This is a genomic window from Mesorhizobium sp. RSR565B (genome assembly GCF_054719465.1).
Window position 1 is genome coordinate 5,210,851 of sequence record NZ_JBTTIE010000001.1, and the last position, 24,945, is coordinate 5,235,795.

The window sequence follows — 24,945 nt, forward strand, 5'->3', positions numbered from 1 at the left end:
GAGATTGAGAGACAAAAGCCATGTCGCGTCGTCACAGTGCAGAAAAGCGTGAGATCAATCCGGACCCGAAGTTCGGCGATCTGATCGTCACCAAGTTCATGAACGCCGTCATGTATGACGGCAAGAAGTCGGTTGCCGAGACCATCGTCTACGGTGCGCTCGACCAGGTTCAGTCGAAGACCAAGCAGGAGCCGGTCACCGTCTTCCATCAGGCGCTCGACAATGTCGCGCCGCATGTGGAAGTCCGGTCGCGCCGCGTCGGCGGCGCTACCTACCAGGTTCCGGTCGATGTGCGCCCCGAGCGCCGCCAGGCCCTGGCGATCCGCTGGCTGATTGCAGCTGCGCGCAACCGCAACGAGACCACCATGGTCGACCGCCTCTCCGGCGAGCTGATGGACGCGGCCAATAACCGCGGCACCGCCGTGAAGAAGCGTGAAGACACCCACAAGATGGCAGAAGCCAACCGCGCTTTCGCACACTACCGCTGGTAAAGCGCGAACGAGACTGAGAAGGCATCCAAGATGGCCCGCGAATATAAAATCGAAGACTACCGCAATTTCGGTATCATGGCGCATATTGACGCCGGCAAGACGACGACCACCGAGCGCGTCCTCTATTACACGGGCAAGTCGCACAAGATCGGCGAAGTCCACGACGGCGCTGCCACCATGGATTGGATGGAGCAGGAGCAGGAACGCGGCATCACGATCACGTCCGCCGCCACCACGACCTTCTGGAAGGGTCGCAGCGGCAAGATGTACCGCTTCAACATCATCGACACTCCCGGACACGTCGACTTCACCATCGAGGTCGAGCGTTCGCTGCGCGTGCTCGACGGCGCCATTGCGCTGCTCGATGCCAATGCCGGTGTCGAGCCGCAGACCGAGACTGTCTGGCGCCAAGCCGACAAGTATAAAGTTCCGCGCATGATCTTCTGCAACAAGATGGACAAGATCGGCGCCGACTTCTACCGCTCGGTCGAGATGATCGGCTCGCGTCTTGGTGCGCATGCCGTCGTCATGCAACTGCCGATCGGCGCTGAGACCGAGTTCAAGGGTGTCGTCGATCTCGTCGAGATGAACGCGCTGGTCTGGCGCGACGAGACGCTGGGCGCTGCCTGGGACGTCGTCGAGATCCCTGCCGACCTTCAGGCCCGGGCCGAAGAATACCGCGAGAAGATGATCGAAGCCGCCGTCGAAATGGACGAGACGGCCCTCGAGAATTACCTCGAAGGCAAGATGCCGTCGAATGACGAGATCCGCGCGCTGATCCGCAAGGGCACCATCGCGGTCAAGTTCTACCCGATGTTCTGTGGCTCGGCCTTCAAGAACAAGGGCGTGCAGCCGCTGCTCGACGCCGTCGTCGAATACCTGCCGTCGCCGGCCGATGTTCCCGCCATCAAGGGCGTCGACGCCAAGACCGATGCCGAGATCGAGCGTCATGCCGACGACAACGAGCCGCTGTCGATGCTGGCCTTCAAGATTATGAACGACCCGTTCGTCGGTTCGCTGACCTTTGCCCGCATCTATTCGGGCAAACTGACCAAGGGCATCTCGGTCGATAACACCGTCAAGGGCAAGAAAGAGCGCATCGGCCGCATGCTGCAGATGCATGCGAATTCGCGCGCCGACGTCGAAGAAGCCTTTGCCGGCGACATCGTTGCTCTGGCTGGCCTCAAGGACACGACCACCGGCGACACGCTCAGCGATCCGCTGCACCCGGTCATCCTCGAGCGCATGGAATTCCCCGATCCGGTCATCCAGATCGCCATCGAGCCGAAGACCAAGAACGACCAGGAAAAGATGGGCCTCGCCCTTCACCGCCTGGCCGCCGAGGATCCGTCCTTCCGCGTCAAGACCGACGAGGAAAGCGGCCAGACCATCATTTCGGGCATGGGCGAACTTCACCTCGACATCATCGTCGACCGCATGCGCCGCGAGTTCAAGGTCGAGGCCAATGTCGGCGCGCCGCAGGTGGCTTACCGCGAGACCATCACCCGCAGGCACGAGCAGGACTACACCCACAAGAAGCAGACCGGCGGTACCGGTCAGTTCGCTCGCGTCAAGATCGTGTTCGAACCGAACCCGGAAAGCTCGGAGTTCGAGTTCGAGACCAAGATCGTCGGCGGTGCGGTTCCCAAGGAATACATCCCGGGTGTCGAAAAGGGCATCAACAGCGTCATGTCGTCGGGTCCGTTCGCGGGCTTCCCGATGATCGGCGTCAAGGCGACGCTTATCGACGGCGCTTACCACGATGTGGACTCCAGCGTCCTGGCGTTCGAAATCGCCGGCCGCGCCTGCTTCCGTGAAGCTGCACCCAAGCTTGGCGTGCAACTGCTCGAGCCGATCATGAAGGTCGAAGTCGTGACGCCGGAAGACTATGTCGGCAGCGTCATCGGCGACCTGAACGGCCGTCGTGGCCAGATCCAGGGCCAGGAAGCGCGTGGCGTGGCTGTCGTCATCAACGCGATGGTGCCGCTGGCCAACATGTTCAAGTACGTCGACAACCTGCGCTCGATGAGCCAGGGCCGCGCTGCCTACACGATGCAGTTCGATCACTATGAGCCTGTGCCGACCGCGGTCGCCCAGGAAGTCCAGAAGAAATACGCGTAACCCCAGCGGGTTGCATCGGTAACTTAATTCAAGTCCCGTACGGGCGAGCAGATTGGAGACATCACATGGCAAAAGGTAAATTCGAGCGTAACAAGCCTCATGTGAACATTGGCACGATTGGCCACGTCGATCATGGCAAGACGTCGCTGACGGCGGCGATCACGAAGTATTTTGGCGAATACAAGCGCTACGACCAGATCGATGCGGCGCCCGAAGAGAAGGCCCGCGGCATCACCATTTCGACGGCGCACGTCGAATACGAGACGGCTGCGCGCCACTACGCCCATGTCGACTGCCCCGGCCACGCCGACTATGTGAAGAACATGATCACCGGCGCCGCGCAGATGGACGGCGCGATCCTGGTGGTGTCGGCCGCCGACGGCCCGATGCCGCAGACCCGCGAGCACATCCTGCTTGCCCGTCAGGTCGGCGTGCCGTCGATCGTGGTGTTCCTGAACAAGGTCGACCAGGTCGACGACGCCGAGCTGCTCGAACTGGTCGAGCTCGAGGTTCGCGAGCTTCTGTCGAAGAACGAGTTCCCCGGCGACGACATTCCGATCGTCAAGGGTTCGGCGCTGGCTGCTCTGGAAGATTCCAACAAGACCATCGGCGAAGACGCGATCCGCGAGCTGATGGCTGCGGTCGATGCTTACATCCCGACGCCGGTTCGTCCGCTGGACAAGCCGTTCCTGATGCCGATCGAAGACGTGTTCTCGATCTCGGGCCGTGGCACGGTCGTCACCGGCCGCGTCGAGCGCGGCATCGTCAAGGTCGGCGAGGAACTGGAAATCATCGGCATCCGTCCGACGACCAAGACGACCTGCACGGGCGTCGAGATGTTCCGCAAGCTGCTCGATCAGGGCCAGGCCGGCGACAACATCGGCGCGCTGCTGCGCGGCGTTGATCGTGAAGGCGTCGAGCGCGGCCAGGTTCTGGCCAAGCCCGGTACGGTGAAGCCGCACAAGAAGTTCGTGGCCGAAGCCTACATCCTGACCAAGGACGAAGGTGGCCGTCACACGCCGTTCTTCACCAACTACCGTCCGCAGTTCTACTTCCGCACGACCGACGTGACCGGCATCGTGTCGCTGCCGGAAGGCACGGAAATGGTTATGCCCGGCGACAACATCACGGTCGATGTCGAGCTGATCGTGCCGATCGCCATGGAAGAGAAGCTGCGCTTCGCCATCCGTGAAGGCGGCCGCACCGTCGGTGCCGGCATCGTCGTCACCATCAAAGAGTAATTTGGACTTAAACCGATCTGTCGCGGGCGCAGGATTTGCCCGCGCCGCGCCAGAACAAGGAAGTGACGCATGAACGGACAGAATATCCGCATCCGCCTGAAGGCGTTTGATCACCGCGTGCTCGACGCCTCGACGAAAGAAATCGTGTCGACGGCCAAGCGCACCGGAGCAAACGTCCGCGGCCCCATTCCGCTGCCGACGCGGATAGAAAAGTTCACGGTCAACCGGTCGCCTCACGTCGACAAGAAGAGCCGCGAGCAGTTCGAGATGCGCACGCACAAGCGTCTGCTCGACATCGTCGATCCGACCCCGCAGACGGTCGATGCTTTGATGAAGCTCGATCTGGCCGCCGGTGTCGACGTCGAGATCAAGCTCTAAGGGAATGAGAGCGCGGTAAGGGGCGGTGCCCCTGGCCCGGAACTCTAAAGGAATTGAACCGATGCGTTCAGGTGTGATTGCAAAGAAGGTGGGAATGACCCGCATCTATAATGATGCCGGGGAACATGTTCCCGTCACCGTTCTCCAGATGGAGAACTGCCAGGTCGTGGCTCAGCGCACGCAGGAGAAGAACGGCTATACCGCCGTCCAGCTCGGCGTTGGCCTTGCCAAGGTGAAGAACACGTCGAAGGCGATGCGCGGCCATTTCGCGACCGCTTCCGTCGAGCCGAAGGCGAAGGTCGCCGAGTTCCGCGTCTCCGCCGACAACATGATCGATGTCGGCGCCGAGATCACCGTCGAGCACTTCGTCGCCGGCCAGAAGGTCGATGTGACGGGCACGACGATCGGCAAGGGTTTCCAGGGCGTTATCAAGCGCCATCACATGGGTGGTGGCCGCGCGACGCACGGTAACTCGGTTTCGCACCGTACGCACGGTTCGACCGGCCAGCGTCAGGATCCGGGCAAAGTGTTCAAGGGCAAGCATATGGCTGGCCACATGGGCGACACCCGCGTCACCACACAGAATGTCGAGATCGTTTCGACCGACGCCGATCGCGGCCTGATCCTGATCCGCGGTGCGGTTCCCGGATCGAAGGGCGCCTGGATCCTGGTCCGCGATGCGGCCAAGGTGGCACTGCCGGCCAATGCGCCGAAGCCTGCCGCGATCCGCCCGGTTGCTGCAGCGAGCGCTGCCACGAACGAGGCTCCGGCCGCAGAGGGAGCAGAATAATGGATCTCAAGATCACAACGCTTGGCGGCAAGGACGCCGGCAAGGTGAAACTCTCCGAGGAGATTTTCGGCCTTGATCCGCGCGAGGACATCCTGCAGCGCGTCGTGCGCTGGCAGCTGGCCAAGCGCCAGCAGGGCACGCACAAGGCCAAGGGCCGCGCCGAAATCGCGCGCACCGGCGCCAAGATGTACAAGCAGAAGGGTACGGGCCGCGCCCGTCACCATTCGGCACGCGCTCCGCAGTTCCGCGGCGGCGGCAAGGCCCACGGCCCGGTCGTTCGCAGCCACGAGCACGATCTGCCGAAGAAGGTGCGCGCTCTGGGCTTGCGGCATGCTCTCTCGGCCAAGGCCAAGAGCGCGTCGATCATCATCATCGACGAGCTGAAGCTGACCGAGGCCAAGACGAAGGCGCTGATCGCGAATTTCGCGACGCTAGGCCTGACCAACGCCTTGGTGATTGGCGGTGCCGAGCTAGACCAGAACTTCAAGCTGGCGGCGACCAACATCCCGAACATCGACGTGCTGCCCATCCAGGGCATCAACGTCTACGACATTCTGCGCCGCGGCACGCTGGTCCTTTCGAAGGCCGCCGTCGAGGCTCTCGAGGAGCGCTTTAAATGACCGACCTCCGTCATTACGACGTGATCGTCTCGCCGGCGATCACCGAAAAGTCGACCATGGCTTCCGAGAACAACCAGGTTGTTTTCAACGTCGCCAAGAAGGCGTCGAAGCCGGAAATCAAGGCCGCTGTCGAAGCGCTGTTTGGCGTCAAGGTTACGGCCGTGAACACGCTTGTCCGCAAGGGCAAGATCAAGCGCTTCCGCGGCACGATCGGCCGCCAGAGCGACGTCAAGAAGGCGATCGTGACGCTGGCCGACGGCCAGTCGATCGACGTCGCGACGGGTCTCTGAGCTAGGCCGCGAGGACAGGACAATGGCACTTAAAAAATTCAACCCGGTAACGCCGAGCACCCGCCAGCTGGTCATCGTCGACCGCTCGGGCCTCTACAAGGGCAAGCCCGTCAAGGGCCTGACCGAAGGCCTGACCAAGTCGGGCGGCCGCAACAATCACGGCCGCATCACGGCCCGCTTCATCGGCGGCGGTCACAAGCGTTCGTACCGCATCATCGACTTCAAGCGCCGCAAGTTCGACGTCGTCGGCACGGTCGAGCGCATTGAATACGATCCGAACCGCACCGCCTTCATCGCGCTGATCAAGTATGACGATGGCGAGCTGTCCTACATCATCGCTCCGCAGCGCCTTGCCGCCGGCGACAAGATCGTGGCCGGTGAATCGGTCGACGTGAAGCCAGGCAATGCGATGCCGCTGGCCTCGATGCCGGTCGGCACGATCGTCCATAACATCGAGCTGAAGCCGGGCAAGGGCGCCCAGGTTGCCCGCTCGGCAGGTGGCTACGGACAGCTGGTCGGTCGCGACCAGGGCATGGCGATCCTGCGCCTCAACTCGGGCGAGCAGCGGGTCGTTCACGGCTCCTGCATGGCCACCGTCGGCGCCGTGTCGAACCCCGACCACGGCAACATCAACGACGGCAAGGCCGGCCGCACGGTCTGGCGCGGCAAGCGCCCGCACAATCGCGGCGTGACCATGAACCCGGTCGACCATCCGCATGGCGGTGGTGAAGGCCGCACCTCCGGTGGCCGTCATCCGGTCAGCCCGTGGGGCAAGCCGACCAAGGGCAAGAAGACGCGGTCCAACAAGGCGACCGACAAGTTCATCCTGCGCTCGCGCCATCAGCGCAAGAGCTAAGAAGAGGTAACGCCAAGTGACTCGTTCTATTTGGAAAGGCCCCTTCATCGACGGCTACCTTCTCAAGAAGGTGGACAAGGTTCGTGAAGGTGGTCGCAATGAGGTGATCAAGATGTGGAGCCGTCGCTCCACCATCCTGCCGCAGTTCGTCGGCTTCACCTTCGGTGTCTACAACGGCCAGAAGCATGTTCCCGTCTCGGTGAACGAGGACATGGTCGGTCACAAGTTCGGTGAATTCGCTCCGACCCGGACCTATTACGGTCACGGCGCGGATAAGAAGGCGAAGAGGAAATAATCATGGGCAAGGCCAAAGCTCCGCGCAGGCTTGCTGACAACGAAGCGCGCGCCGTTCTGCGCACGATCCGTATCAGCCCGCAGAAGCTGAACCTGGTTGCCGCGCTGATCCGCGGCAAGAAGGTTGCGACAGCGCTTTCCGATCTCGAATTCTCGGCCAAGCGGATTTCCGGCACGGTCAAGAAGACGCTGGAATCGGCGATCGCCAACGCGGAAAACAACCACGACCTCGACGTCGATGCGCTGATCGTGGCGGAAGCCTATGTCGGCAAGTCGATCGTCATGAAGCGGTTCCATGCTCGTGGCCGCGGTCGCGCCAGCCGTATCGAGAAGCCGTTCTCGCACCTCACGATCGTCGTTCGTGAAGTCGAAGAAAAAGGGGAGGCCGCATAATGGGTCAGAAAGTCAATCCGATCGGTCTGCGCCTCGGCATCAACCGTACCTGGGATTCGCGCTGGTTCGCGAACACCGGCGAGTACGGCAAACTGCTGCATGAGGACATCAAGATCCGCAAATATCTTGAAAAGGAACTCAAGCAGGCTGCGATTTCGAAGGTCGTGATCGAGCGCCCGCACAAGAAGTGCCGCGTCACCATCCATGCGGCGCGCCCGGGCCTGATCATCGGCAAGAAGGGCGCCGACATCGAAAAGCTTCGCAAGAAGCTGATGGAGATGACGAAGTCCGAGACGCACTTGAACATCGTTGAAGTGCGCAAGCCGGAAATCGACGCGACCCTGGTCGCCCAGTCGATCGCCCAGCAGCTCGAGCGTCGTATCGCGTTCCGCCGCGCCATGAAGCGCGCCGTTCAGTCGGCCATGCGCCTGGGCGCCGAAGGCATCCGCATCAACTGCGCCGGCCGTCTCGGCGGCGCCGAGATTGCGCGCATGGAATGGTACCGCGAAGGCCGCGTGCCGCTGCATACGCTGCGCGCCGATGTCGACTACGGCACGGCCGAAGCGCATACGGCTTACGGCATCTGCGGCGTCAAGGTCTGGGTGTTCAAGGGCGAAATCCTCGAGCACGATCCGATGGCTTCGGAGCGTCGCGCGACCGAGGGTGATGCTGCGCATGGCGGTGGTGGTGATCGCGAACGCGGTCGTCGTCGCGAAAACGCCTGATTATTTAGGAATTTGGAGTTAGAACGATGCTGCAGCCAAAGCGCACAAAGTTCCGCAAGCAGTTCAAGGGCCGTATCCATGGTACCGCAAAGGGCGGCACCAACCTGGATTTCGGTGGTTTCGGGCTGAAGGCGCTTGAGCCGAACCGCGTCACCGCGCGTGAGATCGAGGCGGCCCGCCGCGCGATCACTCGTGAGATGAAGCGTGCCGGCCGCGTGTGGATCCGTATTTTCCCTGATGTGCCGGTGACGTCGAAGCCGACCGAAGTGCGCATGGGCAAGGGCAAGGGCGCTGTCGATTACTGGGCGGCGCGCGTCAAGCCGGGCCGCATCATGTTCGAGATCGACGGCGTCAACGAAGAAACCGCCCGTGAGGCGCTGCGTCTCGGCGCGGCCAAGCTCTCGGTCAGGACGCGCTTCGTACAGCGCATCGCAGAATAAGGACGGGCTGATCATGAAAGCCGAAGACATCCGGACGAAGACCCAGGACCAGCTGACCGACGATCTGGCCAGCCTGAAGAAGGAGCAGTTCAACCTGCGCTTCCAGAAGGCCACCGGCCAGCTCGAGAAGACCGCGCGCGTGCGGCAGGTTCGCAAAGACATTGCGCGTATCAAGACCATCGCTGCGGAAAAGTCCGCGGCCAAGAAGGCTTAAGGACGAAAATCATGCCAAAGCGCATTCTGCAGGGCACTGTCGTCAGCGACAAGAACGAGAAGACGGTAGTCGTCAAGGTCGAACGGCGCTTCACGCATCCCGTGATGAAGAAGACCGTGCGCATGACCAAGAAGTACAAGGCGCACGACGAGAACAACGCCCACAAGGTCGGCGATCAGGTGTTCATCCAGGAATCGAAGCCGATTTCCAAGGACAAGCGCTGGATCGTCGTGTCTTCGGACCAGGCGTAACAAACCGAATTTTGGACAGACCGGGGAGGGGCTTTGAGCCCGTCCCGTTAGAAGAGAAGAAGGCGGCCAGTCATGATTCAGATGCAAACAAACCTCGACGTCGCGGATAATTCCGGCGCCCGTCGTGTCATGTGCATCAAGGTGCTGGGCGGCTCGAAGCGGAAATACGCTTCCGTAGGCGACATCATCGTGGTGTCGATCAAGGAAGCCATTCCGCGCGGCCGCGTTAAGAAGGGCGATGTGATGAAGGCGGTCGTGGTTCGCACGGCCAAGGACATCCGCCGCCCGGACGGCAGCGTGATCCGTTTCGACAAGAACGCGGCCGTTCTCGTCGACAACAAGAAAGAGCCGATCGGCACGCGTATCTTCGGACCGGTTCCGCGCGAACTCCGCGCCAAGAACCACATGAAGATCATCTCGCTCGCGCCTGAAGTGCTGTAAGGAGCCGGACCAATGCAAAAGATTAGAAAAGGCGACAAGGTCGTCGTGCTGGCCGGTAAGGACAAGGGCCGTTCGGGCGAAGTCCTCTCGGTTCAGCCGAAGGAAGACACCGCGCTGGTGCGCGGCGTCAACATGATCCGTCGTCACCAGAAGCAGTCCCAGTCCCAAGAGGGCGGGATCATCACCAAGGAAGCGCCGATCCAGCTGTCGAACATCGCGCTGGCCGACCCCAAGGATGGTAAGCCGACCCGCGTCGGCTTCATCTTCCAGAAGGACGGCAAGAAGGTGCGCGTCGCCAAGCGCTCGGGAGAAGTCATCAATGGCTAAGGCTCAAACCACGAAGCCCAAGGCTGAAAGCAAACAGTCCAAGGCCCAGAACACGCCGCGCCTCAAGCAGGTCTACAACGAGACCATCCGCAAGGCGCTGCAGGAGCAGTTCGGCTACGAGAACGAGATGCAGGTTCCGCGCATCGACAAGATCGTGCTGAACATGGGCGTCGGCGAAGCGACCGCGGATTCGAAGAAGCCTTCGATCGCGGCCGAAGACCTGGCGATGATCGCCGGCCAGAAGGCCGTCGTCACCCGCGCCCGTAATTCGATCGCCGGCTTCAAGGTCCGCGAGAAGATGCCGATCGGCGCCAAGGTCACGCTGCGCAAGGAACGCATGTACGAGTTCCTCGACCGTCTCGTGAACATCGCACTGCCGCGCGTCCGCGACTTTCGCGGACTGAATCCGAAGAGCTTCGATGGCCGTGGCAACTACGCCATGGGCATCAAGGAACACATCGTGTTCCCGGAGATCAACTACGACAAGGTTGATCAGATCTGGGGCATGGACGTCATCGTTTGTACGACTGCGAAGACGGACGACGAAGCCAGGGCATTGCTCAAGGCCTTCAACTTCCCCTTCCGCCAGTAACGGCAGCGAGAAAAGGAAAAATCTGAAATGGCAAAGACCAGCTCAGTCGAGAAGAACAACAGGCGCCGCAAGCTTGCCGACCAGTACGGTCCCAAGCGCGCTGCCCTGAAGGCGATCATCATGGATCAGTCCAAGCCGATGGAAGAGCGTTTCCGCGCTCAGCTGAAGCTTGCTGCCCTGCCGCGCAACTCGGCCAAGATCCGCATCCGCAACCGCTGCGAAGTTACCGGCCGTCCGCGCGCCTATTATCGCAAGCTCAAAGTATCGCGCATCGCGCTTCGTGATCTCGGCAATAACGGCCAGATCCCGGGCCTGGTCAAGTCGAGCTGGTAAGGAGGACATAACATGTCATTGAGCGATCCTCTCGGCGATATGCTGACCCGCATCCGCAACGCGTATGGCCGCAAGAAGTCGAGCGTTTCGACGCCGGCCTCGCGCCTGCGTACCCGCGTCCTCGACGTGCTGAAGGCTGAAGGCTATATCCGCGACTACAGCCAGACCGACTTCGACAACGGCAAGTCCGAAATCGAAATCGAGCTGAAGTATTTCGACGGTGCTCCGGTAGTGCGCGAAATCGCCCGCGTCTCGAAGCCTGGCCGCCGCGTTTACGTCTCGGCCAAGTCGATCCCGCACGTCGCCAACGGCCTCGGCATCGCCATCCTTTCGACGCCGAAGGGCGTGATGGCCGATCACGAAGCACGCGAACAGAATGTCGGCGGCGAAATCCTCTGCCAGATTTTCTAATTCGGCAGACCTGAAACAAGAGAAGTGACGAGGACAACCAAATGTCTCGTATTGGAAAGAAACCCGTTTCGCTGCCGCAGGGCGTGACCGCGACCGTCAACGGCCAGACCGTGACGGCGAAGGGCCCCAAGGGCGAGCTGAAGTTCGTGGTGAACGACGAAGTGCTGGTCAAGATGGAAGGCAGCGAAATCGCTGTCCAGCCGCGCGACCAGACCAAGGCCGCCCGCTCCAAGTGGGGCATGTCGCGCACGCAGATCGTCAACATCCTGCAGGGCGTCAAGGACGGTTTCGAGAAGAAGCTCGAGATCACCGGCGTCGGCTATCGCGCGGCACTCCAGGGCAAGAACCTGCAGCTGGCGCTTGGCTTCAGCCACGACGTCGTTTACGAGACGCCGGCCGGCATCACGATCACTGTGCCGAAGCCGACGGAAATCACCGTGACCGGCATCGACAAGCAGCAGGTCGGCCAGGTTGCAGCCGAGATCCGCGAGTATCGCGGTCCCGAGCCCTACAAGGGCAAGGGTGTCCGCTATGCCGGCGAGAAGATCGTCCGCAAGGAAGGCAAGAAGAAGTAGTAGGCCTGGCCCCGAAAAGTTGCAGACTCTTCGGAAAAGGCCAGGCCAAAGAAGTGCAACGCCGCGGGGAGCAGTCGCGGGAGGCGCTTTCGCCTACCGCACATGGCGGCCCCCGTTTTTTGAAGGCAAGGAAGACTATCATGGCTACCAAGGAATCCATCCAGCGCCGCGCGCAGCGCGTCCGCCGCCAGATCAAGAAGGTCGCCGGCGAACGTCCGCGTCTCTCGGTTCACCGCACGTCGAAGAACATCTACGTGCAGGTCATCGACGACGCCAAGGGCCATACCATCGCGGCTGCATCGACACTCGAGAAGGACCTCAAGGGTTCGCTCAAGACCGGCGCCGACACCGAGGCAGCAGCCGCTGTTGGCAAGCTGATCGCCGAGCGCGCTTCGAAGGCCGGCGTTAAGGAAGTCGTCTTCGACCGCGGCGCCTACATCTATCACGGCCGCGTCAAGGCGCTGGCCGAGGCTGCCCGTGAAGGCGGTCTGAGCTTCTAATTGCCTGTTCCGAACCGAAGGTCAGCGCAGCAAAAAGTTGCAGACTTTTCGGTCAAGATCATGCAAGGAAAAATAATTCGCCCCCGGTGACCCAAAGAGGCGCACCGGATCTTATCAGCAACCGTGCTTCCGGAAAAGAACAAGGAACAGGATATGGCACAGGAACGTAGGGATGGCGGCCGCGGCCGCGATCGTGAAGAACGCGATGACGGCATGGTGGACAAGCTCGTCCACATCAACCGCGTCGCCAAGGTCGTCAAGGGCGGCCGTCGCTTCGGTTTTGCAGCACTCGTCGTCGTCGGCGACCAGAAGGGCCGTGTCGGCTTCGGTCACGGCAAGGCGCGCGAAGTGCCGGAAGCGATCCGCAAGGCAACCGAATCGGCCAAGCGCGACATGATCTTCGTGCCGCTGCGCTCGGGCCGCACGCTGCACCACGACGTCGAAGGACGTTGGGGCGCTGGCCGCGTGCTTCTGCGCGCTGCCAAGCAGGGTACCGGCATCATCGCCGGCGGCCCGATGCGCGCTGTCTTCGAGACGCTCGGCATGCATGACGTGGTCGCCAAGTCGATGGGTTCGTCGAACCCCTACAACATGGTTCGTGCCACATTCGACGCGCTGAAGAGCCAGATGCATCCCAAGGATGTGGCTGCTGCGCGCGGCATCAAGTATTCGACCCTTCAGGCCCGCCGCGGCACCGCCGTTGCGGCTGAAGAATAGTCGATCTGACCAGGGATTTTGACCATGGCCAAGAAAGCAACCAAGACCGTCACCGTTGAGCAGATCGGTTCGCCGATCCGCCGCCCGAAGGAACAGCGCGCAACGCTGGTCGGCCTCGGCCTCAACAAGATGCACAAGCAGCGCACGCTGGAGGACACTCCCTCGGTGCGCGGCATGATCGCTGCCGTTCAGCATCTCGTCCGCGTCGTGGACGAGGGCTGAGCAAAAGCGCAGGAGAACCCAGATGAAACTCAACGATCTGCGTGACAAGGACGGCGCGACGCACTCCAAGAAGCGTCTCGGCCGTGGCATCGGCTCCGGCTCGGGCAAGACCGGCGGTCGCGGCGTCAAGGGCCAGAAGGCGCGCTCCGGCGTTGCCATCAACGGCTTCGAGGGCGGCCAGATGCCGCTCTATCGGCGCCTGCCGAAGCGTGGCTTCAATAACATCTTCGCCAAGAGCTTTGTCGTCGTGTCGCTGGCTCGTATCCAGACGGCGCTCGATGCCAAGAAGCTCGACGCCAAGGCGACCGTGACGGCCGAGGCACTCGTTGCCGCCGGCGTCATCCGCCGCGTCAAGGACGGCGTGCGCATCCTCTCGGACGGCGAGCTCAAGGCAAAGCTTGCCTTCGACGTCGCCGGCGCCTCCAAGGCCGCGATCGAGAAGATCGAAAAGGCCGGCGGTTCGGTCAAGCTGCCGGAAGCGGCAGCGGAGTAACGGCAATTTGAAGCGCGGCCGGCAGGAACGGTATCCGTTTTTGTTCACGATTGCGCTTTGATCCAATCAATTAGGCGGCCGCGTCAACGCGGCCGCTTGCATGTTTAGAGCCCGGAGCTTATCTCGTGAGCTTCGGTGCCACGCGCCGCCTGAGCTGCGGGCATCGAGCGTGACATACAAATCAAAGAAGTAGCGCATGACGTTGTCCGAAAACCGCTTCACACTTTTCGGCATCATGCTCTAGCGGAGAATCAGGCATGGCTTCGGCTGCTGAACAACTAGCCTCGAATCTGAATTTTGCGGCTTTCGCCAAGGCGGAGGACCTGAAGAAGCGAATCTGGTTCACCGTCGGCGCGCTGCTCGTCTATCGCCTCGGCACCTATATCCCGCTGCCCGGCATCAATCCGGATGCATTCGCGCAGGCCTTCTCTTCGCAGGCCAAGGGCGTGCTCGGCATGTTCAACATGTTCGCCGGCGGCGCCGTGCAGCGCATGGCGATCTTCGCGCTCGGCATCATGCCTTATATCTCAGCCTCCATCATCATGCAGCTGATGACCTCGGTCATTCCGTCGCTGGAAGCGCTGAAAAAGGAAGGCGAGCAGGGCCGCAAGGTCATCAACCAGTACACGCGCTACGGCACGGTACTCCTGGCGCTGGTGCAGGCCTACGGCATTTCAGTGGGCCTGGAAGGCGGCAACGGCATCGTCAACGATCCCGGCATGTTCTTCCGCATCTCGACCGTCGTCACGCTGGTTGGCGGCACCATGTTCCTGATGTGGCTGGGCGAGCAGATCACCGCCCGCGGCATCGGCAACGGCATTTCGCTGATCATCTTTTCCGGCATCGTCGCCGGCCTGCCGCGCGCCATCTCCGGCACGCTGGAGCTCGGCCGCACCGGCGCCCTATCGACCGGGCTGATACTCGCGATCATCGTGCTGGCCATAATCGTCATCGCGCTGATCGTGTTCTTCGAGCGCGCGCAGCGCCGCCTGCTGATCCAGTATCCGAAGCGCCAGGTCGGCAACCGCATGTTCCAGGGCGATACCTCGCATCTGCCGCTGAAGCTCAACACGTCGGGCGTCATTCCGCCGATCTTCGCGTCGTCGCTGCTTTTGCTGCCGGCAACGGTCGCCGGCTTCTCGCAGACGACAAACCTGCCGGCCTGGGCAAGCACCGTGCTCGCTTCGCTCGGCCACGGCCAGCCGCTCTACATGCTGTTCTATGCGGCAATGATCGTGTTCTTCGCCTTCTTCTACACGGCCATCGTGTTCAATCCGAAGGACACCGCCGACCAGCTCAAGAAGCATTCCGGCTTCATTCCGGGCTACCGTCCGGGTGAGCGCACTGCCGATTACATCGACTATGTCCTGACGCGCATCACCGTCGTCGGCGCCATCTATCTGGTGCTGGTGTGCCTGCTGCCCGAGTTCCTGATTTCGGCGACTGGCGTACCATTCTACCTCGGTGGCACATCGCTTCTGATCGTGGTCAGTGTAACCCTCGATACGGTGGCGCAGATCCAGGGTCACCTGATCGCGCACCAGTATGAGGGCCTGATCAAGAAGTCGAAGCTGCGCGGGGGGAAGAAGGCCAGATGAGATTGATATTGCTTGGGCCGCCAGGAGCGGGCAAGGGGACGCAAGCACAAAGACTGGTAGAAAAATACGGCATACCGCAGCTGTCGACGGGCGACATGCTGCGGGCCGCCGTACAGGCCGGCACTGAAGTCGGCAAGCGCGCCAAGGCGGTGATGGATGCCGGCGAGCTGGTTTCCGACGCCATTGTCAACGCGATCGTGGCCGAGCGCATCGACCAGCCCGATTGCACCAACGGGTTCATCCTCGACGGATATCCGCGCACGCTGGTGCAGGCTGATGCGGTTGAATCGATGCTCGCCGAGCGCGGCATTGGCCTCGATGCCGTGATCGAGTTCGTCGTCGACGACAAAGCGTTGGTCGGCCGCATCGTCAAGCGCGCCGACGACGCCAAGGCCGCCGGACAGCCGGTGCGCAAGGACGACAATCCGGTGGTGTTCGAAGAGCGCCTGCGGGAATATTACAAGAAGACGGCGCCGCTGATCGGCTATTATTACGCCAAACGCTCGCTTAGGAGTGTCGACGGCATGGCTCCTGTCGACACCGTGACGGCGGAGATTGAAGCGCTGCTCGCGGCGGTGACGCGGGAGACCGTTACGGTAAAGTAAAGATTGCGCTTGACTGGAACGGTTCGCTGGGTTATGGCGGCCCGTCTTCCTATCAGGCATGAGGCTTGCTTGTCCGCAAGGGCAAGGCAGCCGCATTGAAACTAGGGAACTCCCGCAAGGGCCGGCCTCCACCGGACGCGGGGTAATTTGAACAGCGCCGCGCATGCCTTGTTTTGAAGGCCGGCCGGTCCCACATGGAGAAGAGAAGAATATGGCTCGTATAGCCGGCGTCAACATTCCGACCAACAAGCGCGTCGTCATTGCGCTTCAGTACATTCACGGCATTGGCAAGAAGTTCGCCCAGGAGATCGTCGACAAGGTCGGCATCCCGGCCGAGCGCCGCGTCAACCAGCTGACCGACGCGGAAGTGCTGCAGATCCGCGAGACCATCGACCGCGACTACCAGGTCGAAGGCGACCTGCGCCGCGAAGTGTCGATGAACATCAAGCGTCTCATGGACCTCGGCTGCTACCGCGGCCTGCGTCACCGCCGTTCGCTGCCGGTTCGCGGCCAGCGCACGCACACCAATGCACGCACCCGCAAGGGCCCGGCCAAGTCGATCGCCGGCAAGAAGAAGTAAGTGAGCGAATAGCGAGTAGCCATTAGCGAGTAGGGGTCCCCTATTCGCTAGTCCCTGCTCACTACTCGCTTTCAAAGGTGGAGCCGCTGGCATTACGGCGGTGTAGAGATCAACTGAAAGGACTATCATGGCCAAGGAAGCCGCTCGTGTTCGCCGTCGCGAACGCAAGAACATCTCGTCGGGCGTTGCCCACGTCAATTCGACCTTCAACAACACGATGATCACCATCACCGACGCGCAGGGCAATTCCATTGCCTGGTCGTCGGCCGGTGCCCAGGGCTTCAAGGGTTCGCGCAAGTCGACCCCGTTCGCCGCCCAGATGGCTGCCGAAGACGTCGCCAAGAAGGCCCAGGAACACGGCATGCGCATGCTCGAAGTCGAGGTCTGCGGACCCGGCTCCGGTCGTGAATCGGCGCTTCGCGCCCTGCAGGCGGCCGGCTTCACCATCACCTCGATCCGTGATGTGACGCCGATCCCGCACAATGGCTGCCGCCCGCGCAAGAAGCGCCGCGTCTAAGACATACCGAACGCCGCGTGAGCGCCTCAAGGCGCTCCTCCACGGCACTCCAGGTCGCCCGCCACGATTGGATGGTGGTGGGTCAACGGAAGGAAAGCATCATGATCCAGAAAAATTGGCAGGAACTGATCAAGCCGAACAAGATCGAGTTCTCGTCGAAGAAGAAGACGCTGACCACGCTGGTCGCCGAGCCGCTCGAACGCGGCTTTGGCCTGACGCTCGGCAACGCGCTGCGCCGCGTGCTTCTGTCTTCGCTGCGCGGTGCGGCTGTGACCGCCGTGCAGATCGACGGCGTTCTGCATGAATTCTCGTCGATTGCCGGCGTGCGTGAGGACGTGACCGACATCGTCCTCAACATCAAGGAAATCGCCATCCGCATGGAAGGCGATGGCCCCAAGCGCATGGTCGTTCGCAAGCAGGGCCCAGGTGCGGTTCTGGCTGGCGACATCCAGACGGTTGGCGACGTCGAGATCCTCAACCCCGACCACGTCATTTGTACGCTGGACGAGGGCGCTGAAATCCGCATGGAATTCACCGTCGACACCGGCAAGGGTTACGTGCCGGCCGACCGCAACCGCGCCGAAGACGCGCCGATCGGCCTGATCCCGGTCGACAGCCTGTATTCGCCGGTCAAGAAGGTCTCCTACAAGGTCGAGAACACCCGCGAGGGCCAGGTTCTCGACTATGACAAGCTGACCATGACCATCGAGACCGACGGTTCGATCTCGGGTGAAGACGCGGTGGCATTCGCTGCCCGCATCCTGCAGGACCAGCTTGGCCTGTTCGTCAACTTCGACGAGCCGCAGAAGGAAGTCGCCACCGAGGCCGTCACCGAGCTCGCCTTCAACCCGGCGCTGCTCAAGAAGGTGGACGAGCTCGAGCTTTCGGTGCGTTCGGCCAACTGCCTGAAGAACGACAACATCGTCTACATCGGCGATCTCATCCAGAAGACCGAAGCCGAGATGCTGCGCACCCCGAACTTCGGCCGCAAGTCGCTGAACGAGATCAAGGAAGTGCTCGCGGCGATGGGCCTGCACCTCGGCATGGAAGTGCCGGACTGGCCGCCGGAAAACATCGAAGACCTCGCCAAGCGTTACGAAGACCAATATTGAGCATGAATTTCCAAGGATCGGCGGCGTGAGCCGCTCGATCCGACGGTCATGCGGAAAACCATCAGAGGCCACGGCCTCTTGAACAACTGAAGAAGGAAAAGAGCCATGCGCCACGGTTTTAAAGGCCGCCGCTTCGCCCGAAGCATTAGCCATCGCAAGTCGATGTTCGCCAACCTCGCCGTGTCGCTGCTCGAGCATGAGCAGATCGTCACCACCCTGCCGAAGGCGAAGGATTTGCGTCCGATCGTCGAGAAGCTGGTGACGCTCGGCAAGCGCGGCGACTTGCATGCGCGCCGCCAGGTCATTGCCCAGATCGGCAATGAAGGCGTCGTCAAGCGTTTGTTCGACACGATTGCGCCGCGCTACGCCGACCGCAACGGCGGCTATCTGCGCATCATGAAGGCGGGCTTCCGCCACGGCGACAATGCCGCCATGGCGGTCATCGAGTTCGTCGACCGCGACACCGACGCCAAGGGCGCCGGCGACCGCGCCCGCCTCGAAGCCGAAGGCGCCAACGAGGAAGCCACTGCCGCATAAGGCTCGGTTTTTCAGGAATGACTTCAAGGGGCCTTCGGGCCCCTTTTTGTTACCGGCGTCCTACGTTTAGCGTGTCTTACGTTTAGCGAGTAAGCATCAGGTAGTCGCGACCGCTAAGCAGATTCCAATTGAAGGCGCCGGGGATCTCTTCGAACGCCGGTTGGGGATAGGAATAGATACTGTCGAGGGTGGCGCGGGAATCTATATCGCTGACCACTCGCGACACGTTGGAATTGGTCAGGTATTTTTGGGCGTCCCCATCTTCGATGAAGTCTGTATCGACTCGGAAATGAATCTGAACGGGACCCGCGCAGATGTTCAGCAATATTTCGTCGCTCAAGGCGGCGTAGAACACCGCTGCCTCTTCTGGAGCCCAAAGGCCGGCAGTCAAGAATTCCGAAGGTGTCGTCTCTCCACTGAACCCATCCAATGAGAGCACAAGGCGATCGGTGAGAACCTCAAAATCACCTTCGAGATAGCCCGCTTCTTCGATCTGAAACCAGTTCATCCAATGAGGTGCTTCTTCATCAAAGGAAATTTCGAGCTTTCCGAAAGTCCAATAGACCGGAATCGTCTCTGCATGTTCCGTGATCCAGCCGTCAGGCGGACCTAGCATACCGGCGATGTCGATCATTTTCAGAGAAGGGAAAACAGGCCCAAAAGTGCCGGTCTTCAAAAAGTCACGGAATGACAGGAGTTGTTTTTTCATGAGGGCCGACGAAGGTTTTCAGTTTCAAGTCGACCTATAGCTGCTTTGATGCCCAAAATAATCGTATTTCAGCGGCTTAGCCTTTCATTTTGCACAATCGTCGGGACAATGCCCCCGAACTTGCCTTGGAGGATTCGCGAATGCGCGCCAACCGACTGTCTCTTGTTCTGCTCTTCGCCATGATGGCGTTCGCAGCCGCGCCGACAGTCAGGCAGGCTCTGGCCGAGGACGCCGCCAAGCCAGCCGATCCGGGGCTCTCCGATGTGCTGACCGACCTCCTGCATGGCGTCGAAGGCGAGAACGGCACCTCCGGTCCCGACAAGCGGGTGCCGTTCGGCCGCGAAGAGGTACAGCTGTCGTTTGCGCCCCTGGTCAAGCAGACGGCGCCGGCGGTGGTCAATGTCTATGCTTCGCAGACGGCCAAGGTCACGTCGCCCTTCGACGGCGATCCTTTCTTCGAGGAATTCTTCGGCCGCGCGCAGCCGCGCGCGCAATCCTCGCTCGGCTCGGGCGTGCTGGTCGATCCAAGCGGCGTCGTCGTCACCAATTTCCACGTGATCAAGGATGCCGACGAGGTCAAGGTCGCGACCGCCGACGGGCGCGAATTCACCTCGAAGGTCATGCTCAAGGACGAGACGCTTGACCTCGCCGTGCTCAAGATCAACTCCGACAAGCCCTTTCCGGTGATCGCCATCGGCGATTCCGACGCGCTCGAGGTCGGCGACCTGGTGCTGGCCATCGGCAATCCGTTCGGCGTCGGCCAGACCACCACCAGCGGCATCGTGTCGGCGCTTGCCCGCAGCCATATCGGCGTTTCGGATTCGGGCTACTTCATCCAGACCGACGCCGCCATCAATCCCGGCAATTCCGGCGGCGCGCTGATCAACATGGGCGGCCAGCTGGTCGGCATCAACACCGCCATCTACAGCCGCAGCGGCGGCTCGATCGGCATCGGCTTTGCCATCCCGGCCAACATGGTGCGCGCCTTCGCCGACGCGGCCAAGGCCGGGCTCGATTTCTTCGAGCGGCCTTATATAGGCGCCGAGTTCGAAGCGGTCACACCGCAGATCGCCGAATCGCTTGGCATGGAGAAGCCGACCGGCGCGCTGGTGTCGTCGGTTGAGGAAGCCGGACCGGCGGCCAAGACAGGGCTGAAGCCCGGCGATGTCGTGCTGCAGCTCAATGGCACGACGGTCGAAGGCATCGAGGCGCTGGATTACCGCATGGCGACCCTGTCGATCGGCACCAAGGCGACCTTCGCCATCCTGAGCAAGGGCCAGCAGGCGACGATGGAGATCGCACTGGAGCGCGCGCCGGAAGGAGCTAAGGCTTCGGAAGTGACGCTGCATGGCCGCAGCCCGTTTTCCGGCGCCAAGGTCGCGGAACTGTCGCCCAGGCTCGCCCAGCGCCTCGGCCTGCGCACCGACCTCAAGGGCGTCACCGTGGTCGACATCAACCGCGATTCGCCGGCCGCCGATTTCGGCTTCCAGCCGGGCGACATCGTGCGCGAGGTGAACGGCACGACGGTCGATACGGCGGCGACACTGGCGCAGCTTGCCCAGCAGGATACACGCTGGTGGCGCTTTACCGTCGAGCGCGGCGGGCAGATACTGCGCCAGGTGTTGCGTTACTGAGGCGATCTTCCCATTTCTGAGGATCGTGCTCCAACCAGAAGACCTAGATGGCCGATCTGTTCAGCGTCGATGAACCGGAAAGAGCGCCGCCCGGCCGGCCTTTGGCCGATCGGCTGCGTCCGAAAAACCTCGGCGAGGTTGTCGGCCAGGAGCATTTGACCGGGCCGGACGGCGCGCTGACGCGGTTGATCAACTCCGGTTCGCTCGGCTCGATGATTTTCTGGGGGCCACCCGGCACCGGCAAGACCACGGTGGCGCGGCTGCTGGCCGGCGAGACCAGCCTTGCCTTCGAGCAGATCTCAGCGGTGTTTTCCGGCGTTGCCGATTTGAAGAAAGTGTTCGAGGCGGCAAAGCTGCGTCGCACCAATGGCCGCCAGACGCTGCTGTTCGTCGACGAGATCCATCGCTTCAACCGCGCCCAGCAGGATTCGTTTCTCCCGGTCATGGAGGACGGCACCGTCGTGCTGGTTGGCGCCACGACCGAAAATCCGTCCTTCGAGCTGAACGCCGCGCTTCTGTCGCGCGCGCGGGTGCTGGTGTTTCACTCGCTGGGCGAGGACAGCATTGCCAAGCTGATGACGCGCGCGGAGGAGACGGAGGGCAGGGCGCTGCCGCTCGACGACGAGGCGCGGGCGATGCTCATCCGCATGAGCGATGGCGACGGCCGGGCCTCGCTGACGCTGGCCGAGGAAGTCTGGCGCGCCGCCAAACCCGGCGAGGTTTTCGATCCCGAAGGGCTGCAGCGCATCGTCCAGCGCCGCGCGCCGATCTATGACAAGGGCCAGGACGGTCACTACAATCTGATCTCGGCGCTGCACAAATCGGTGCGTGGGTCCGACCCGGACGCGGCGCTTTATTATCTTGCCCGCATGTTCGACGCCGGCGAGGATCCGCTCTATCTCGGCCGCCGGCTGGTGCGCATGGCGATGGAGGATATCGGGCTGGCCGACCCGCAGGCGCTGGTTATCGCCAACGCCGCCAAGGACGCCTACGACTATCTCGGCTCGCCCGAAGGCGAACTGGCCTTCGCCGAGGCCACCGTCTATCTCGCCACCGCGCCCAAATCCAACGCCGTCTATACCGCCTTCAAGGCAGCCACGCGGGCGGCGAAGGAGTTCGGTTCGCTGCTGCCGCCCAAGCACATCCTCAACGCGCCGACCAAGCTGATGAAAGAGGAGGATTACGGCGCCGGCTACCGCTACGATCACGACCAGCCCGATGCTTTTTCCGGCCAGGACTATTTCCCCGAAAAGATGGGCCGGCAGACCTTTTATGATCCGCCCGAACGCGGCTTCGAGCGCGATATCAAGAAACGGCTGGACTATTGGGCAAAGCTGCGCAGCGAGCGGGAAAAATAGGCGCGCGGGACAAACGGGACGAACTCGGCCTGCCCGCGATGAACTGAAATTCTGCCCCCGCCAGTCACAGCAGTGTGATTGTACCGCATGACAAAAAGCCCTATCACGTCGCATGACTCGGCCGGGAGGCTGCCAGGACGGGCGATAATTCGGAACGGGGACAGCGCGCGGCGCGAACAGAAATGACAAAATCCCTTCGCAAAACGCTTCGCCAGGCTGTGATTGCTGTCCCGCTGCTCGCGCTCGGCTTCTATTTCATTCCGATCCTGACCACGATCTGGATCGTCTGCGGCCTGATCGATGTGCTGCGCAACGCCAGCAAGGATCTGTCGCTGTTGCGCGGCTATTTCCTCGGCAATGGCATCTTCACCTGGCTGCTGTCGCCCTTCAATCTGCTGGTGGACCTCGTTTGCTACCGCAACCCGGGTGTGTGGAAGCTGGAGCAGTTTCCTGCCGATTATCAGCGCGAGGTCAACGAGGTTCTTGACGTCTTCAAGGCGCGCAAGGACGAGATCATCGCCGATATCGACGCCAATTTCGGCACCGGTCGTCGCGGCATGTATGTCTATCAGTGGTACGGCAAGCACCGGATCGACAATGTCGCGGAGTTCAACAAGGATTTCAAATACATCAAGACCATTGCCGTATCTGTCTTCAGAGGCAAGGAATCGACTTCCTGGCATTTCGGACCGCTGCGGCTCAGCCTGCGCATCCTCTACAATCTCTTGCCGGTGAAGGCAGAGGTTTTCGTCGAATGCAACGGCGCGAGGAATTACTGGCACGACAACCCGCTCTATATTTTCGACGACACGCTGCTGCACCGCTCGGTCAACGAGTATGACGGACGCCGCTACTGCGTGTTCATGGACATCATCCGCCCGTCGCCGTTCCCCGGCTTCATCGCCGGACTTCTGGCCATCGTTTCGGTAACCGTCGAGCGCATCAATTCCATGTTCTACAAGAACTGGAAGATGATCGGCTCGAGCAAGGCAAAGAAGGTCGAGACGACCTGAGGCGTTGGTCTGAAGGGATTGACCGCACTGCCTTGGCCGGGCAGTAAACGGGCATGTTCAATCTGCTTCTTGTTGTGGTCGGCGGCGGCATCGGCGCCGGCATCCGCCACCTGACCAACATCGGCGCCTTGCGCCTAGTCGGTCCCAACTACCCCTGGGGGACGATGGCGATCAACATCGTCGGCTCCTTTGCCATGGGGCTGTTCATCGCCGCGCTGATGCGGCGCGGCGGTTCCAATGAGCTCCGGCTGTTCGTCGCCACCGGCATCCTTGGCGGCTTCACCACCTTCTCCGCCTTTTCGCTCGATTTCGCGACCCTGTGGGAGCGCGGAGCGACGCTGCCGGCGTTGGGATATGCGCTGGCCAGCGTCGTTGGCGCCATTATCGCCCTGTTTCTGGGACTTTGGCTCGCAAGAACCGTTTCATAGTGTTATTGCCCCGACCTGGAGCACGCCGCATCCTCTGGACGCGCTGCAGAAACTTTGATCTTGCGCATGATCCTTTCCGAAAGCCGGAGTAGATTTTCGGGGTCACGCGCTAGAAACGGATAAAGCGAAAATCATGGCAGGCGTAGAACAGATCACGGTGGAGGCCGGCGAGGCGGGCATGCGGCTCGATCGCTGGTTCAAGACCCATTTCCCCGGTCTCGGCTTTGGCCATCTGCAGAAGTTGCTGCGCTCGGGCCAGATCCGCGTCGATGGCGGCCGGGTCAAGGCCGACAGCCGTGTCGAGCCCGGCCAGGTGGTGCGTGTGCCGCCGCTCGAGGTCGACAAGAAGGGCGAGAGTGCGCTTACGGGTTACTCGATCCGCAACCAGGGCGACGCCGATGTGCTGGCCAAGATGCTGATCCACGAAGATCCAAAAGTCTTCGTCTTCAACAAGCCGGCGGGCCTGGCGGTGCAAGGCGGCTCGGGCGTCACCCGCAATGTCGACGACATGCTGGAGGCCTGGCGCAGCCAGAAGGGCGAGAAGCCGCGCCTGGTGCACCGGCTCGACCGCGACACGTCGGGCGTGTTGGTGGTTGCCCGCACCAGGCTTGCGGCGATGAAGCTTTCCGAGTCATTCCGGGCGCGCGAGACCAAGAAGACCTATTGGGCGCTGGTCAAGGGCGTCCCGCCCAAGCGTGAGGACAAGATCTCGACCTGGCTGATCAAGGAACCGACCGAGGACGGCGACCGCGTGCGCGTGGCAGCCCATGGCGAAAAGGGCGCCGACCACGCCGTGTCCTACTACCGCATCATCGAGCAGGCGGCTCAGACGATGACCTGGCTGGAAATGGAGCCGTACACTGGCCGCACCCACCAGCTGCGCGTTCATGCCGCCTATATCGGCTGCCCGATCCTTGGCGACCCCAAATATTTCGAGGCCGACACCAACTGGGACTTTCCGGGCGGCATTCAGAACCGCCTGCATCTGCATGCGCGCCGCATCGTCATTCCGCACCCGGACAAGGGCGTCATCGACGTCACCGCGCCGATGCCGCCGCATATGCGCCAGAGCTGGAACCTGATCGGCTTCGACGACGCCAGCGCGGAGGACTGACATTGGCCGTTGCCTCGGCATTGGA

At 61.8% G+C, this 24,945-nt stretch carries 36 protein-coding genes; 35 read left to right on the forward strand and 1 reads right to left on the reverse strand.

What is annotated here, in order from left to right; all coding sequences use genetic code 11:
• The first annotated feature begins 20 nt into the window (after positions 1–20).
• The 30 genes from rpsG (at position 21) to rplQ (ending at position 18,664) form a co-directional block, all read left to right on the forward strand.
• On the forward strand, positions 21–491 hold the full coding sequence (gene rpsG / locus ACYG9R_RS24995) for a 30S ribosomal protein S7 (RefSeq protein ID WP_008875664.1): 471 nt from the start codon (positions 21–23) through the stop codon (positions 489–491).
• Between the two features lie 30 nt (positions 492–521).
• Positions 522–2,612: an elongation factor G gene (fusA, locus tag ACYG9R_RS25000; RefSeq protein WP_023667430.1), complete on the forward strand. Its 2,091-nt coding sequence runs from the start codon at positions 522–524 to the stop codon at positions 2,610–2,612.
• Between the two features lie 65 nt (positions 2,613–2,677).
• Positions 2,678–3,853: an elongation factor Tu gene (tuf, locus tag ACYG9R_RS25005; RefSeq protein WP_023723394.1), complete on the forward strand. Its 1,176-nt coding sequence runs from the start codon at positions 2,678–2,680 to the stop codon at positions 3,851–3,853.
• Between the two features lie 69 nt (positions 3,854–3,922).
• On the forward strand, positions 3,923–4,231 hold the full coding sequence (gene rpsJ / locus ACYG9R_RS25010; RefSeq protein WP_010909272.1) for a 30S ribosomal protein S10: 309 nt from the start codon (positions 3,923–3,925) through the stop codon (positions 4,229–4,231).
• A gap of 61 nt (positions 4,232–4,292) precedes the next feature.
• Positions 4,293–5,021, forward strand: a complete 729-nt coding sequence (gene rplC, locus ACYG9R_RS25015; protein WP_023691244.1) for a 50S ribosomal protein L3 — start codon at positions 4,293–4,295, stop codon at positions 5,019–5,021.
• Positions 5,021–5,641, forward strand: coding sequence for a 50S ribosomal protein L4 (rplD, locus tag ACYG9R_RS25020; protein ID WP_023672750.1), 621 nt, complete (start codon positions 5,021–5,023; stop codon positions 5,639–5,641). Before rplC ends, rplD begins: the two co-directional genes overlap by 1 nt.
• A complete protein-coding gene (locus ACYG9R_RS25025; protein WP_023672751.1) occupies positions 5,638–5,931 on the forward strand; it encodes a 50S ribosomal protein L23 in 294 nt (97 codons plus the stop codon). The genes rplD and ACYG9R_RS25025 overlap by 4 nt, the downstream gene beginning before the upstream one ends.
• A gap of 22 nt (positions 5,932–5,953) precedes the next feature.
• Positions 5,954–6,787, forward strand: coding sequence for a 50S ribosomal protein L2 (gene rplB, locus ACYG9R_RS25030; RefSeq protein ID WP_023706515.1), 834 nt, complete (start codon positions 5,954–5,956; stop codon positions 6,785–6,787).
• Between the two features lie 16 nt (positions 6,788–6,803).
• Positions 6,804–7,082 (forward strand): 30S ribosomal protein S19, encoded by a 279-nt coding sequence (rpsS, locus tag ACYG9R_RS25035; protein ID WP_006205463.1) that lies wholly within the window; start codon positions 6,804–6,806, stop codon positions 7,080–7,082.
• A 2-nt stretch (positions 7,083–7,084) separates the two neighbouring features.
• Entirely contained in the window at positions 7,085–7,474 is a 390-nt protein-coding gene (gene rplV / locus ACYG9R_RS25040; protein ID WP_006205462.1) for a 50S ribosomal protein L22, read from the forward strand.
• Positions 7,474–8,199: a 30S ribosomal protein S3 gene (gene rpsC / locus ACYG9R_RS25045; protein WP_023672753.1), complete on the forward strand. Its 726-nt coding sequence runs from the start codon at positions 7,474–7,476 to the stop codon at positions 8,197–8,199. The genes rplV and rpsC overlap by 1 nt, the downstream gene beginning before the upstream one ends.
• A gap of 26 nt (positions 8,200–8,225) precedes the next feature.
• On the forward strand, positions 8,226–8,639 hold the full coding sequence (gene rplP, locus ACYG9R_RS25050) for a 50S ribosomal protein L16 (protein ID WP_006205460.1): 414 nt from the start codon (positions 8,226–8,228) through the stop codon (positions 8,637–8,639).
• Positions 8,640–8,652: 13 nt separating this feature from the next.
• A complete protein-coding gene (rpmC, locus tag ACYG9R_RS25055) occupies positions 8,653–8,853 on the forward strand; it encodes a 50S ribosomal protein L29 (protein ID WP_006205459.1) in 201 nt (66 codons plus the stop codon).
• Between the two features lie 11 nt (positions 8,854–8,864).
• On the forward strand, positions 8,865–9,104 hold the full coding sequence (gene rpsQ / locus ACYG9R_RS25060) for a 30S ribosomal protein S17 (protein ID WP_010909280.1): 240 nt from the start codon (positions 8,865–8,867) through the stop codon (positions 9,102–9,104).
• 72 nt (positions 9,105–9,176) lie between these two features.
• Complete coding sequence (gene rplN, locus ACYG9R_RS25065) at positions 9,177–9,545, forward strand: 50S ribosomal protein L14 (RefSeq protein ID WP_006205457.1); 369 nt, start codon at positions 9,177–9,179, stop codon at positions 9,543–9,545.
• 12 nt (positions 9,546–9,557) lie between these two features.
• On the forward strand, positions 9,558–9,872 hold the full coding sequence (gene rplX / locus ACYG9R_RS25070) for a 50S ribosomal protein L24 (protein ID WP_013531428.1): 315 nt from the start codon (positions 9,558–9,560) through the stop codon (positions 9,870–9,872).
• Positions 9,865–10,464: a 50S ribosomal protein L5 gene (gene rplE, locus ACYG9R_RS25075; RefSeq protein ID WP_023672755.1), complete on the forward strand. Its 600-nt coding sequence runs from the start codon at positions 9,865–9,867 to the stop codon at positions 10,462–10,464. Before rplX ends, rplE begins: the two co-directional genes overlap by 8 nt.
• A 27-nt stretch (positions 10,465–10,491) precedes the next feature.
• Positions 10,492–10,797, forward strand: a complete 306-nt coding sequence (gene rpsN / locus ACYG9R_RS25080; protein WP_010909282.1) for a 30S ribosomal protein S14 — start codon at positions 10,492–10,494, stop codon at positions 10,795–10,797.
• A gap of 12 nt (positions 10,798–10,809) precedes the next feature.
• Complete coding sequence (rpsH, locus tag ACYG9R_RS25085; RefSeq protein ID WP_006205453.1) at positions 10,810–11,208, forward strand: 30S ribosomal protein S8; 399 nt, start codon at positions 10,810–10,812, stop codon at positions 11,206–11,208.
• Between the two features lie 41 nt (positions 11,209–11,249).
• Positions 11,250–11,783 (forward strand): 50S ribosomal protein L6, encoded by a 534-nt coding sequence (gene rplF, locus ACYG9R_RS25090; RefSeq protein ID WP_023688413.1) that lies wholly within the window; start codon positions 11,250–11,252, stop codon positions 11,781–11,783.
• 140 nt (positions 11,784–11,923) lie between these two features.
• Positions 11,924–12,283, forward strand: a complete 360-nt coding sequence (rplR, locus tag ACYG9R_RS25095; RefSeq protein WP_023682602.1) for a 50S ribosomal protein L18 — start codon at positions 11,924–11,926, stop codon at positions 12,281–12,283.
• Between the two features lie 153 nt (positions 12,284–12,436).
• Positions 12,437–13,000, forward strand: coding sequence for a 30S ribosomal protein S5 (rpsE, locus tag ACYG9R_RS25100; protein WP_006333394.1), 564 nt, complete (start codon positions 12,437–12,439; stop codon positions 12,998–13,000).
• A 24-nt stretch (positions 13,001–13,024) separates the two neighbouring features.
• Positions 13,025–13,222: a 50S ribosomal protein L30 gene (gene rpmD / locus ACYG9R_RS25105; RefSeq protein WP_023736690.1), complete on the forward strand. Its 198-nt coding sequence runs from the start codon at positions 13,025–13,027 to the stop codon at positions 13,220–13,222.
• 22 nt (positions 13,223–13,244) lie between these two features.
• Positions 13,245–13,715, forward strand: coding sequence for a 50S ribosomal protein L15 (gene rplO, locus ACYG9R_RS25110; protein ID WP_023672760.1), 471 nt, complete (start codon positions 13,245–13,247; stop codon positions 13,713–13,715).
• Positions 13,716–13,972: 257 nt separating this feature from the next.
• Complete coding sequence (gene secY / locus ACYG9R_RS25115) at positions 13,973–15,313, forward strand: preprotein translocase subunit SecY (RefSeq protein ID WP_023672761.1); 1,341 nt, start codon at positions 13,973–13,975, stop codon at positions 15,311–15,313.
• A complete protein-coding gene (locus ACYG9R_RS25120; protein WP_023701778.1) occupies positions 15,310–15,918 on the forward strand; it encodes an adenylate kinase in 609 nt (202 codons plus the stop codon). The genes secY and ACYG9R_RS25120 overlap by 4 nt, the downstream gene beginning before the upstream one ends.
• 211 nt (positions 15,919–16,129) lie before the next feature.
• On the forward strand, positions 16,130–16,498 hold the full coding sequence (gene rpsM / locus ACYG9R_RS25125) for a 30S ribosomal protein S13 (RefSeq protein ID WP_006205445.1): 369 nt from the start codon (positions 16,130–16,132) through the stop codon (positions 16,496–16,498).
• Between the two features lie 127 nt (positions 16,499–16,625).
• Positions 16,626–17,015, forward strand: coding sequence for a 30S ribosomal protein S11 (rpsK, locus tag ACYG9R_RS25130; protein WP_006205444.1), 390 nt, complete (start codon positions 16,626–16,628; stop codon positions 17,013–17,015).
• A gap of 101 nt (positions 17,016–17,116) precedes the next feature.
• Positions 17,117–18,127 (forward strand): DNA-directed RNA polymerase subunit alpha, encoded by a 1,011-nt coding sequence (locus ACYG9R_RS25135; protein ID WP_023682599.1) that lies wholly within the window; start codon positions 17,117–17,119, stop codon positions 18,125–18,127.
• Positions 18,128–18,232: 105 nt separating this feature from the next.
• Positions 18,233–18,664: a 50S ribosomal protein L17 gene (rplQ, locus tag ACYG9R_RS25140; RefSeq protein WP_023691248.1), complete on the forward strand. Its 432-nt coding sequence runs from the start codon at positions 18,233–18,235 to the stop codon at positions 18,662–18,664.
• An 82-nt stretch (positions 18,665–18,746) separates the two neighbouring features.
• Here the strand turns inward: rplQ and ACYG9R_RS25145 are convergent, their stop codons facing one another.
• Positions 18,747–19,373, reverse strand: coding sequence for a hypothetical protein (locus tag ACYG9R_RS25145; RefSeq protein WP_023752307.1), 627 nt, complete (start codon positions 19,371–19,373; stop codon positions 18,747–18,749).
• 140 nt (positions 19,374–19,513) lie between these two features.
• Between ACYG9R_RS25145 and ACYG9R_RS25150 the strand changes: the two genes are divergently transcribed.
• The 5 genes from ACYG9R_RS25150 (at position 19,514) to ACYG9R_RS25170 (ending at position 24,920) form a co-directional block, all read left to right on the forward strand.
• Positions 19,514–21,007, forward strand: coding sequence for a DegQ family serine endoprotease (locus ACYG9R_RS25150; protein WP_023824966.1), 1,494 nt, complete (start codon positions 19,514–19,516; stop codon positions 21,005–21,007).
• A gap of 47 nt (positions 21,008–21,054) precedes the next feature.
• On the forward strand, positions 21,055–22,365 hold the full coding sequence (locus ACYG9R_RS25155) for a replication-associated recombination protein A (RefSeq protein WP_023682595.1): 1,311 nt from the start codon (positions 21,055–21,057) through the stop codon (positions 22,363–22,365).
• A gap of 182 nt (positions 22,366–22,547) precedes the next feature.
• Positions 22,548–23,378: an aspartyl/asparaginyl beta-hydroxylase domain-containing protein gene (locus ACYG9R_RS25160; protein WP_023682594.1), complete on the forward strand. Its 831-nt coding sequence runs from the start codon at positions 22,548–22,550 to the stop codon at positions 23,376–23,378.
• Positions 23,379–23,431: 53 nt separating this feature from the next.
• Complete coding sequence (crcB, locus tag ACYG9R_RS25165; protein ID WP_023688419.1) at positions 23,432–23,806, forward strand: fluoride efflux transporter CrcB; 375 nt, start codon at positions 23,432–23,434, stop codon at positions 23,804–23,806.
• Positions 23,807–23,939: 133 nt separating this feature from the next.
• The gene (locus ACYG9R_RS25170; RefSeq protein WP_023672769.1) at positions 23,940–24,920 is read left to right on the forward strand and encodes an RluA family pseudouridine synthase; all 981 of its coding nucleotides are present in this window, start codon (positions 23,940–23,942) and stop codon (positions 24,918–24,920) included.
• Positions 24,921–24,945: the final 25 nt, after the last annotated feature.

Bases quoted from the DNA above. Each gene is read 5' to 3' on its own strand.
- ACYG9R_RS25025 (WP_023672751.1), top strand. From the start codon at position 5,638: ATGACCGACCTCCGTCATTACGACGTGATCGTCTCGCCGGCGATCACC.
- rplR (WP_023682602.1), top strand. From the start codon at position 11,924: ATGGCTACCAAGGAATCCATCCAGCGCCGCGCGCAGCGCGTCCGCCGC.
- rpsH (WP_006205453.1), top strand. From the start codon at position 10,810: ATGTCATTGAGCGATCCTCTCGGCGATATGCTGACCCGCATCCGCAAC.
- rplO (WP_023672760.1), top strand. From the start codon at position 13,245: ATGAAACTCAACGATCTGCGTGACAAGGACGGCGCGACGCACTCCAAG.
- rpsE (WP_006333394.1), top strand. From the start codon at position 12,437: ATGGCACAGGAACGTAGGGATGGCGGCCGCGGCCGCGATCGTGAAGAA.
- secY (WP_023672761.1), top strand. From the start codon at position 13,973: ATGGCTTCGGCTGCTGAACAACTAGCCTCGAATCTGAATTTTGCGGCT.
- rpsG (WP_008875664.1), top strand. From the start codon at position 21: ATGTCGCGTCGTCACAGTGCAGAAAAGCGTGAGATCAATCCGGACCCG.
- ACYG9R_RS25135 (WP_023682599.1), top strand. From the start codon at position 17,117: ATGATCCAGAAAAATTGGCAGGAACTGATCAAGCCGAACAAGATCGAG.
- rplX (WP_013531428.1), top strand. From the start codon at position 9,558: ATGCAAAAGATTAGAAAAGGCGACAAGGTCGTCGTGCTGGCCGGTAAG.
- rpsC (WP_023672753.1), top strand. From the start codon at position 7,474: ATGGGTCAGAAAGTCAATCCGATCGGTCTGCGCCTCGGCATCAACCGT.
- ACYG9R_RS25155 (WP_023682595.1), top strand. From the start codon at position 21,055: ATGGCCGATCTGTTCAGCGTCGATGAACCGGAAAGAGCGCCGCCCGGC.
- rpsQ (WP_010909280.1), top strand. From the start codon at position 8,865: ATGCCAAAGCGCATTCTGCAGGGCACTGTCGTCAGCGACAAGAACGAG.
- tuf (WP_023723394.1), top strand. From the start codon at position 2,678: ATGGCAAAAGGTAAATTCGAGCGTAACAAGCCTCATGTGAACATTGGC.
- rplV (WP_006205462.1), top strand. From the start codon at position 7,085: ATGGGCAAGGCCAAAGCTCCGCGCAGGCTTGCTGACAACGAAGCGCGC.
- rplN (WP_006205457.1), top strand. From the start codon at position 9,177: ATGATTCAGATGCAAACAAACCTCGACGTCGCGGATAATTCCGGCGCC.
- rpsK (WP_006205444.1), top strand. From the start codon at position 16,626: ATGGCCAAGGAAGCCGCTCGTGTTCGCCGTCGCGAACGCAAGAACATC.
- rpmC (WP_006205459.1), top strand. From the start codon at position 8,653: ATGAAAGCCGAAGACATCCGGACGAAGACCCAGGACCAGCTGACCGAC.
- ACYG9R_RS25120 (WP_023701778.1), top strand. From the start codon at position 15,310: ATGAGATTGATATTGCTTGGGCCGCCAGGAGCGGGCAAGGGGACGCAA.
- ACYG9R_RS25160 (WP_023682594.1), top strand. From the start codon at position 22,548: ATGACAAAATCCCTTCGCAAAACGCTTCGCCAGGCTGTGATTGCTGTC.
- rplC (WP_023691244.1), top strand. From the start codon at position 4,293: ATGCGTTCAGGTGTGATTGCAAAGAAGGTGGGAATGACCCGCATCTAT.
- crcB (WP_023688419.1), top strand. From the start codon at position 23,432: ATGTTCAATCTGCTTCTTGTTGTGGTCGGCGGCGGCATCGGCGCCGGC.
- ACYG9R_RS25170 (WP_023672769.1), top strand. From the start codon at position 23,940: ATGGCAGGCGTAGAACAGATCACGGTGGAGGCCGGCGAGGCGGGCATG.
- rpmD (WP_023736690.1), top strand. From the start codon at position 13,025: ATGGCCAAGAAAGCAACCAAGACCGTCACCGTTGAGCAGATCGGTTCG.
- rplF (WP_023688413.1), top strand. From the start codon at position 11,250: ATGTCTCGTATTGGAAAGAAACCCGTTTCGCTGCCGCAGGGCGTGACC.
- rplP (WP_006205460.1), top strand. From the start codon at position 8,226: ATGCTGCAGCCAAAGCGCACAAAGTTCCGCAAGCAGTTCAAGGGCCGT.
- fusA (WP_023667430.1), top strand. From the start codon at position 522: ATGGCCCGCGAATATAAAATCGAAGACTACCGCAATTTCGGTATCATG.
- rplE (WP_023672755.1), top strand. From the start codon at position 9,865: ATGGCTAAGGCTCAAACCACGAAGCCCAAGGCTGAAAGCAAACAGTCC.
- ACYG9R_RS25150 (WP_023824966.1), top strand. From the start codon at position 19,514: ATGCGCGCCAACCGACTGTCTCTTGTTCTGCTCTTCGCCATGATGGCG.
- rpsN (WP_010909282.1), top strand. From the start codon at position 10,492: ATGGCAAAGACCAGCTCAGTCGAGAAGAACAACAGGCGCCGCAAGCTT.
- ACYG9R_RS25145 (WP_023752307.1), bottom strand. From the start codon at position 19,373: ATGAAAAAACAACTCCTGTCATTCCGTGACTTTTTGAAGACCGGCACT.
- rpsM (WP_006205445.1), top strand. From the start codon at position 16,130: ATGGCTCGTATAGCCGGCGTCAACATTCCGACCAACAAGCGCGTCGTC.
- rplD (WP_023672750.1), top strand. From the start codon at position 5,021: ATGGATCTCAAGATCACAACGCTTGGCGGCAAGGACGCCGGCAAGGTG.
- rplB (WP_023706515.1), top strand. From the start codon at position 5,954: ATGGCACTTAAAAAATTCAACCCGGTAACGCCGAGCACCCGCCAGCTG.
- rplQ (WP_023691248.1), top strand. From the start codon at position 18,233: ATGCGCCACGGTTTTAAAGGCCGCCGCTTCGCCCGAAGCATTAGCCAT.
- rpsJ (WP_010909272.1), top strand. From the start codon at position 3,923: ATGAACGGACAGAATATCCGCATCCGCCTGAAGGCGTTTGATCACCGC.